The following is a 9,030-nucleotide window of genomic DNA, read 5'->3' on the forward strand; positions in this document are numbered from 1 at the left end:
TTGATTGAGTTTGAACACGGTGTAATAATCGTTGCGACTGGTGCACAGGAATACAAACCAACCGAATATCAATATGGCAAAGATCCCAGGATAATTACCCAGCGGGAACTGGAAGAAAAGATATTTAACCAAACATTTCAACCATTCAACTATAAGACAATAGCGATGATTCAGTGTGTTGGTTCCCGCGATAAAGATAGAAAATATTGCAGTCGTATCTGTTGTGCCCAGGCGATAAAGAATGCCCTGCTTATCAAACAGAAAAACCCTGAAACCGAGGTGGTGATATTCTATAAAGATATACGAACTTACGGAATTAATGAAATATACTATCAAAAGGCAAGGGATGCCGGCGTATTATTTATCAGATATGATGATGAAAATAAACCAGAGATTTCCCTGCGAGACGGTTCACTTTTTGTTAAGGCAAAAGAAATGATACTCAATGAGGAAATAGATTTGTCTGTGGATTTAGTTGTTCTTTCTGCAGGCATCGTTCCTGATGAGTCAAATAAAGGGATTGCCCAATTATTAAAGGTACCCTTAAATGAAGATGGGTTTTTCCTTGAAGCACACATGAAACTTCGCCCGGTTGATTTTGCTACAGATGGAATATTTATTTGCGGAATGGCACACGCACCCAAGACTATTGAGGAATCAATTGCCCAGGCACAGGCAGCAGCCGCTCGAGCTGGAATTGTTCTTTCCCGAGATACGATCGAGGTTCTGCCTGCGGTTGCCGAAGTTGATAGGGAGAAATGCATTGGTTGCGGAATATGTGAAAAATTATGTGCGTATCAGGCGCATGAATTAAAAAGGACTGAGAAGGGCTATCGTTCAGAAGTCATTTCGGCTTATTGTAAAGGTTGTGGTAGTTGTGCAGCATCCTGTCCTCAGCAGGCAATAACGATGAAACATTTTACTAATGAGCAGATAATGGCAATGGTGGAGGCATTATGATGAAAAATTCTAAATCCGAAATTCTAAATTCTAAACAATATTTAAACTCCAAATTCCAAAATCCAAAATCTAAACAAACAATTCTAAACAAAACCAACAAACCATACCCTATCCCATTTCTAAACCCCAACCAATATACTTCAGATTCAAATAGGAGTTACAGTGTCTGATTTTCAACCAAGGATTCTCGGTTTTCTATGCAACTGGTGTTCTTATGCTGGTGCTGATCTGGCGGGTGTATCAAGAATTCAGTATCGCCCGAACATCCGTGTAATAAGGGTGATGTGTTCAGGAAGGGTTGATCCGGTTTTTATTGTCAATGCTTTTATGAAAAAGATAGATGGTGTTATGGTATTGGGGTGTCATTTTGGTGATTGCCATTATCTCAATGGAAATTATAATGCAGAAAAGAGGATTATTGCCACCCAGAAACTCCTTTTATATACAAATATTGAAAAAGAAAGGTTATATCTTGATTGGGTTTCTGCTGCCGAAGGTGAGCGGTTTGCCAGTCTGGTTAATACATTTGTGGATAGAATAAGAAATTTGGGTCCAATAAAAATAAATAAAGATACAGAAGATATGTTAATATCGGTCCGAGATGTCCTCCAGGGTGAAAGATTTAGACATCTCACCGGTGTGGAATATCAAATAACAGAGATAGGTAATGTATATGGTGAAAAGATAACCCCTGAAGATTATGATAAAAGACTTGAAGAGATTTTATACGAAGAGTATACCAAGGCGCGGATATTAAGATTGTTAAAAACTGGACCATTACCAACCCCTGAGATTGCCCATAAATTGAAGATTGCTCCAGATATTGTATTCAAGTGCGTCTGTTCCCTTCAAGAAAAAGGTAATCTATCAATGATGGAGATAAAAGATGGGTATCCGATATACAAGGCTAATAAATTCTAATTTCAAAATGCGGAATACTGAACAAATTTTCTATGATGGTTTAAAGGTTTGGGTTTGGAAAAAGGATCGGGTTTTGTTTATAGGTTTTGTAAATTGTTTAGTATTTGGGGTTTAAATTATGAACCAGAAGATTGGTGCAGTCTTAGTCGTCGGTGGTGGCATCGGTGGTATCCAGGCATCACTGGACCTGGCAAATTCTGGTTTTAAGGTCTATCTGATAGATTCCGCACCAGCAATTGGTGGGATAATGGCGATGCTTGATAAGACCTTTCCGACGAATGACTGTTCAATGTGTATTATGGCACCGAAACTCGTAGAGTGCGCACGCCATTTAAACATAAAAATTATCCCTGATGCAAAGATTGAAGGATTGAGTGGTGATGCAGGAAATTTTGTGGTAAAGGTAAGGAAGAGAGCACGATATGTAGATACTACAAAATGTACTGGTTGTGGGGAATGCAAGAAGCATTGTCCAATTGAAATCGCCGATCGATTTAATCAGGGTTTAACAAACAGAAAGAGTGTTTATATTGAATATCCACAGGCGGTTCCAGCAGTTTATGCAATTGATAAAAACAATTGTATTGGTTGTGGTGTTTGTGAGAAGTTGTGTCTTGCTGGGGCAATAAAATATAAAGACAATGACCTTGTTGAAGACATAAATGTTGGTGCGATAATTTTATCCCCTGGGGTTGATATATTTGACCCGAAGGTTTATACAAAATTTGGTTATGGAATTTATAAGAATGTTGTTACGAGCCTTGAATTTGAACGTATTTTATCTGCCTCAGGACCTTTTTCCGGACATTTGCTACGGCCTTATGAAGGTAAGGTACCGAAAAAGATTGCCTTTGTTCAGTGTGTTGGTTCAAGAGATCCGCAGGTTGGAAAAAATTACTGTTCTTCAGTTTGTTGTACCTATGCAATCAAAGAGGCAATAATTGCTAAAGAGCATTCAAAAAATGGTCTTGAGACAACTGTCTTTTATATGGATATCAGGACATTTGGTAAAGGTTTTGAGGATTATTATAACCGTGCGAAGAATGAATATGGTGTGAGATTTATCCGTGCAGGTGTATCAAGGATTGAGGAAATTCCCGAAACGAAAAATTTGCTTGTTCAATATGAAGACGAAGAAGGTATTATGAAAGAAGAAGAATTTGATATGGTAGTTTTATCAGTCGGTCTTGTGCCAAAAACAGATATGCGGATATTATCACGCTATCTACGGGTACCTTTGAATGAGCATGGATTTTGTAAGACCTCAGAGTTTATTCCAGTTGATACAATTCGCGATGGCATTTTTGTCTGTGGTGCATTTGCCGGACCAAAAGATATTCCTGAAACCGTTGCCCAGTCATCTGCGGCGGCGGGAAGGGCAATGGCATTACTGTCTGAGGCAAGGGGCAGTCTGGTTACAAAAAAAGAATATCCGGCTGAATTGAATCTTTTAAATGAGCGACCGCGGATTGGTGTTTTTATCTGCCATTGTGGTATAAATATCGGTGGTTATGTAAATGTGCCGGAAATTGTTGAATATGTAAAACAATTACCTGATGTTGTTTATGCGGAAAATAATCTTTATACCTGTTCTCAGGACACCCAGAAAAGGATAATTGAAAAAATTAGGGAGAATAAATTGAACAGGGTTGTCGTTGCTTCCTGTACACCAAGAACCCATGAGCCGCTTTTTAGAGAGACAATACAGGAAGCAGGTTTGAATCCTTATTTATTTGAAATGGCAAATATCCGAGACCAGTGCTCCTGGATTCATATGTATGAACCGGAATCTGCAACAGAAAAAGCGAAAGATCTGGTAAGGATGGCGGTATCAAAGGCGCGATTACTTATGCCCTTAAAAAGAGTTGAGATTGATGTGATTCAGAAGGCATTAGTTATTGGCGGTGGTATTGCTGGAATGAGTGCAGCACTACTACTTGCAGAACAGGGATTTGAGGTATTTATTGTTGAGAAAGAAAAAGAACTCGGCGGAAATCTACGACACATATATAAGACACTTGAAAATAGGGATGTGCAGTATTTCCTAAATCGTACTATTGAAAAGATAAAAAATAATAAACTTATAAAAATTTATACAGATGTACGGATTGAACAGATAACGGGATTCGTAGGAAACTATAAAACGAGAATTAAAACCGGTGAGTCAGAAATACAAGAATTTGAGCATGGTGTTGTAATTGTTGCGACTGGTGCGCATGAGTATAAACCTGACGAATATCAATATGGCAAAGATTCAAGAATAATTACCCAGCGGGAACTGGAAGAAAAGATATTTAACCATTTAACCATTCAACCATTCAACTATAAAACAATAGCGATGATTCAGTGTGTTGGTTCCCGTGATAACGATAGAAAATATTGCAGTCGTATCTGCTGTTCCCAGGCAATAAAAAATGCATTGAATCTCCTTGAAACAAAGCCTGATGCAAATATTTATATCCTTTATAAAGATATTCGGACCTATGGATTTAAAGAAGAATTATATCGTCAGGCGCGGGAAAAGGGTGTGGTATTCATTAGATATGATGATGAGAAAAAACCTGAATTACAAATGGAAGATGGAAGATTGAAAATAAAAGTCTTTGAACCAATTTTGAAAGAAGAACTGGTTATAGAATCCGATCTCGTTGTTCTCTCCGCGGGGATTATCGCCCAACCAGATAATGCCGAACTTGCCAAAATGCTTAAGGTTCCCTTAAACAGCGATGGTTTCTTCCTTGAGGCGCATGTTAAACTAAGGCCGGTTGACTTTGCTACCGAAGGGGTATTTGTGGCTGGTATGGCGCATAGTCCAATGACTATCGCCGAATCTATTATGCAGGCACAAGCTGCGGCAGCACGGGCTACAACGATTCTTTCCAACAAAAAATATTATGCTGAGGCAACCATTTCATCGGTAAATGAAGAACTTTGTGCGGGTTGCGGCATGTGTGGCGCCCTGTGTCCTTATGAGGCGATTGTTTACATAGAGAAGGATGGTAAAAGAATTTCCAGTGTCAATGAGGCATTATGTAAAGGTTGTGGAACCTGTGTTGCATCCTGCCCTTCGGGCGCGATGACCCAGTATGGATTTACAAAAAAGCAGATAATGGCGATGGTGGAAGCATTATGAAGAGAAATTCTAAATCCGAAATTCTAAATTCTAAACAATATTTAAAATCTAAATTCCAAAATCCAAAATCCAAACAAAGAATTCTAAACAAAACCCAAAAACCAAATCCTATCCCATTTCAGAATCCAAACCAATACACTTCAGATTCAAATAGGAGTTACAATGTCTGATTTCAAACCAAAGATAATCGTCTTCTGCTGCAATTGGTGTTCCTATGCCGGAGCTGACCTTGCTGGTGTCTCACGCCTCCAGATGAATCCTAATTTCAGGATAATAAGAACAATGTGCTCAGGGAGGGTTGAGCCCGATTTTATATTGACTGCGTTCAAGAAGGGCGTAGATGGAGTATTGATCACCGGGTGTCATCCTGGTGATTGTCATTATATTTCCGGTAATTATAAGGCGTTGAGGAGATATAATGCACTAAAATTACTTTTGAAAGAAATGGGGATTGATGAAAAACGACTTAAATTAGAATGGATATCAGCGGGAGAGGGCGCAAGATTTCAGGAGGTAATAAATAACTTCATAAAAACAATCACCGAACTCGGTCCTCTTGTTAGTCAGTATTAACGATTTATAGATATTGTCGTTGCAAGAGTTTAACGCTATGTCTTTAATATTTCTCTCAAGTTTTTCATACCTTCATAATCTGTAAGGTCAAGTTTTAATGGCGTTATTGAGACATAGTTATTGTCAATTGCCTCAAAATCAGTATCGGTGTCTACATGATAATCAAGGACACCGTCAATTACGCTGTACATTACGCCGTTTTGTTCCGCATCTCTTAAAACTTTGTCTCTATATATTCTTCTACCCATCCTTGTAATTTTCTCGCCTTTGATCTCTTTTTCTGGAATGTTTACATTGAGAATAAAATTATTAAGATTTTTATCAAATAACCGCTCTATTAAATTTATTGAATACTTAACCGCCCCTTCAAAGTTACTATAAGTTTCACCTGAAAGTGAAAGGGCAATTGCCTTTTTTATTCCAAGTGTACCCGCCTGTAATGCAGCAGCAACCGTTCCGGAATAGAATACATCACTTCCCATGTTGGGTCCATGGTTTATACCAGAGACCACCATATCTATTTCTTTATCACGCACAAGGTCATGATATGCAAGTAAGACACAATCAGTGGGTGTCCCATCCACGATAAAAAAATCATTCTTTAATTTTTCGACCCTTATCGGACGGCGCAGGGTTAAGGAATGGCTTGAACCACTCTGCTGAAAACGCGGTGCGGAGACAAATACTTCAAGCTTTTTATTCTTTAATTCTTTATAGAGTGCCTGCAATCCCGCTGCGTCGTAGCCGTCATCATTGGTTAATAATATTAACCCCATAAGAACCTCACCGCCATATTTATAAATCTTATCGTATCAAGAATAGGCATTATATAACTCCTTTCGCTATTATAGAGTGTTTTTATTGGCACGTATCCAACACGATAGCCGTTTTTTATCGTTTTATAAATTAGTTCAGATTCAGTCTGAAAATTTTTTGTTCTCAGTTTAATCTTATCAAAAATTTTTAAATCAATGAGCCTGAATCCAGATTGGACATCGGGTATATATTTTTTGCTCAATAAAGAAATGACCAATGAAGTGGTTCGATTTACAACCCATCTTATAAAAGGCATATCAGGCGAGTTTTTGAGTCTCATACCTATAACCAGTTCATATTCATTCTCTTTTTTTAAAAACTTTTGAATATCAGAAACCCTGTGCTGTCCATCAGCATCAATTGTAAATACCTTTTTAATCCCTTTTGATATTGCCCTTTTAAATCCTCTATCCAACGATGCACCTTTTCCCATATTTTTTTCATTTCTTATAACATCAACATTGTAATACATAGCCAGACTTGCAGTTTTATCTTTTGAACCATCATCAACCACGATTATCGTTTCTCTATCAAATCCGGATTCAATTAAAGAGCTAATTAAACCGCCTAAGGTTTTTTCCGCATTATATGCAGGTATGACAACGCCGATATGATCCATAAACAAATAATTTTATGCCTGTTTATGGCAAAGTCAAGTAATTTTTGAATCAGCGCGCCAGCACTGTCGCCTTCTTTGCCTTTGTTATTTTGTTTTGATAATGGTATTCAAGATAGACAATGTACATTCCGGTTGGTGCCTTACCTTTTACTGTCTCACCATGCCAGAAAAATGTTCCTTTATCTGACTCAATAAGTTTCCGTCTGCACAAATCGTATAACTTAATTCCCCTTGAGTCATATATTGATAGGGTTAACTCACCACCCGGCTGCGGTAGTCTATAATCAATTTGAAGGTTATCATTATGACCATCACCGTCAGGCGTGAATATTGCTGGAGTAAGGCATAATTCGCCAATTTTGCCAAGCACGAGCAATTTTTTAAAGGCTATATTATTATTTAAATTTTTGTCATCCGCAAATTCTATTTTAAATCCAAGATTGTGCTCGCCCTGATATGGCTTTATATACTCATAGTAAAGAAAAATTGTATCAAATGCACCGACTGGTTCACCTGAGATATTACCAAGCAATTCAGAACTTTCAAGAATTTTGTCATTATTTTTGTCATCAAAAATTAATAGACTATAATCAATTGATGGTCTTATTCCTGAGTTTATCACTCCAATGCTTATTTTAAGATTTTCACCTGTTTCAACTTTCGCTGGTATAAAAGAGATCAAATCTTCATCTAAACCAAGGTCAAACGCATCAGTGACACTATTTTTATAACCTGGTGTGCACCCAGTGGCACTAATACTGGGATGCCAGTTTGTAATCGTGTCGGGTGAGGCATAATCAATTCTTTCCCAGGAAATGCCGTCACCAGGGTCTTTAGGAAAATTGTCTTCAATGAATGGCGTCCCAAAACTTGTGGTGCAGGCATCAGCAATTGAAAAGACAATTATCGGGTCATTCGTTGATAGTTCATTGCCGATTGATGTATCATCCGTTGTTAGTATCAGGGTTCCAGAAGGTATGTTATATGGCTGGCTATTTATAGAATCAGGAGTGATATACTCGCGGTCAAGTATCACAGCATATGAAAATGGATGAATAATTGTGGAATTGATACGGACATCAGGATATTTAATTAAGATTGATTCATTTTGCCAGGCACAGATTTCATCTGGATTTGCATCAAAATCAGAAATGAAATAACTACTCAGGTCAATCGTATCAGAACTTCGATTGTAAATTTCTACAAATTCATTTCTGTCCCCATAAGGATTTTCCGGTCCTTTTACATTAGACATTACTTCTGTTATGATTATACGAGAAGTACCCAGTAGTATAAAAATTAGTAGCATGGTATATATTACAAAATTTATTTACAGTGTCAAGTATTGTTTATAAGTCTTAAGCCTGTTGACTTTTATTCTATTCTGATTATATTTTTATGTGAAAGTTTTTGCAATCATTGTCGGCGCAGGAAAAGGTAAGCGATTTGGTGGATTGAAGCAGTTTGTTGAGATTTTTGGTAAACCACTTATTGTTCATACGGCTGAGTGTTTTGAAAAAAATAAATTTGTTGATAAGATAATTGTTGTTGTTCCAGAAAATATGATAAAAAAGGCAGAAAGATTGGTAAAGAATTTTGGATTGAAAAAAATATATAAGATTGTTCCTGGCGGAAAAAGAAGACAGGATTCGGTTTTAAACGGTGTTAAGGCAATTAAAGATGAACAAGGAATAATTATAATCCATGATGCGGTAAGACCATTCATTACTCAGGGATTAATAAATCGCGGGATAAAATTGTGCAGGAAGTATAAATCGGTCATATTCGGAACACCGGTATTTGATACAATAAAACTCACGAAAAAGAATAAGGTTATTTGTACAGTTCCGAGAATATCGCCCTATGCAGTTCAAACTCCACAATTTTTTGACATCAAGCGTTTAAGAGAGGCTTATAAAAAAATCAATTTCAAAAATGAATTTACCGACGAGGCAGGTATTGTTGAGAATGCAGGAATGGAAGTCTTTGTCTTTAAAGGCGAACCGAA

At 37.4% G+C, this 9,030-nt stretch carries 8 protein-coding genes; 5 read left to right on the forward strand and 3 right to left on the reverse strand.

The annotated features are described in order from the left end of the window. The 4 genes from ABIL69_11260 to ABIL69_11275 all read left to right on the forward strand — a co-directional run. Positions 1–960 (forward strand): 4Fe-4S dicluster-binding protein (locus ABIL69_11260; protein MEO0124566.1); only part of this gene is annotated, 960 nt, incomplete at its 5' end. A gap of 162 nt (positions 961–1,122) precedes the next feature. Beyond that, positions 1,123–1,881: a hydrogenase iron-sulfur subunit gene (locus ABIL69_11265; GenBank protein MEO0124567.1), complete on the forward strand. Its 759-nt coding sequence runs from the start codon at positions 1,123–1,125 to the stop codon at positions 1,879–1,881. 118 nt (positions 1,882–1,999) lie between these two features. Then, complete coding sequence (locus tag ABIL69_11270; GenBank protein MEO0124568.1) at positions 2,000–5,014, forward strand: CoB--CoM heterodisulfide reductase iron-sulfur subunit A family protein; 3,015 nt, start codon at positions 2,000–2,002, stop codon at positions 5,012–5,014. Between the two features lie 162 nt (positions 5,015–5,176). After that, positions 5,177–5,587 (forward strand): hydrogenase iron-sulfur subunit, encoded by a 411-nt coding sequence (locus ABIL69_11275; protein ID MEO0124569.1) that lies wholly within the window; start codon positions 5,177–5,179, stop codon positions 5,585–5,587. 35 nt (positions 5,588–5,622) lie between these two features. On the opposite strand, the gene surE is transcribed toward ABIL69_11275, so the two are convergent. From surE to ABIL69_11290, 3 genes are read right to left on the reverse strand one after another with little or no spacing between them, the layout of a single operon-like run. Then, a complete protein-coding gene (surE, locus tag ABIL69_11280; GenBank protein MEO0124570.1) occupies positions 5,623–6,363 on the reverse strand; it encodes a 5'/3'-nucleotidase SurE in 741 nt (246 codons plus the stop codon). Beyond that, a complete protein-coding gene (locus ABIL69_11285) occupies positions 6,354–7,022 on the reverse strand; it encodes a glycosyltransferase family 2 protein (protein MEO0124571.1) in 669 nt (222 codons plus the stop codon). The genes surE and ABIL69_11285 overlap by 10 nt, the downstream gene beginning before the upstream one ends. 49 nt (positions 7,023–7,071) lie before the next feature. Next, positions 7,072–8,331, reverse strand: coding sequence for a lamin tail domain-containing protein (locus ABIL69_11290; protein ID MEO0124572.1), 1,260 nt, complete (start codon positions 8,329–8,331; stop codon positions 7,072–7,074). Between the two features lie 91 nt (positions 8,332–8,422). Here ABIL69_11290 and ABIL69_11295 point away from each other — a divergent pair. Then, a partial coding sequence (locus tag ABIL69_11295) for a 2-C-methyl-D-erythritol 4-phosphate cytidylyltransferase (GenBank protein MEO0124573.1) occupies positions 8,423–9,030 on the forward strand: 608 nt, incomplete at its 3' end.

The sequence above is a fragment of the candidate division WOR-3 bacterium genome (assembly GCA_039802005.1).
In the GTDB taxonomy this organism is placed as follows: Bacteria; Hydrothermota; Tepidihabitantia; order SM23-42; family JAOAFX01; genus JAOAFX01.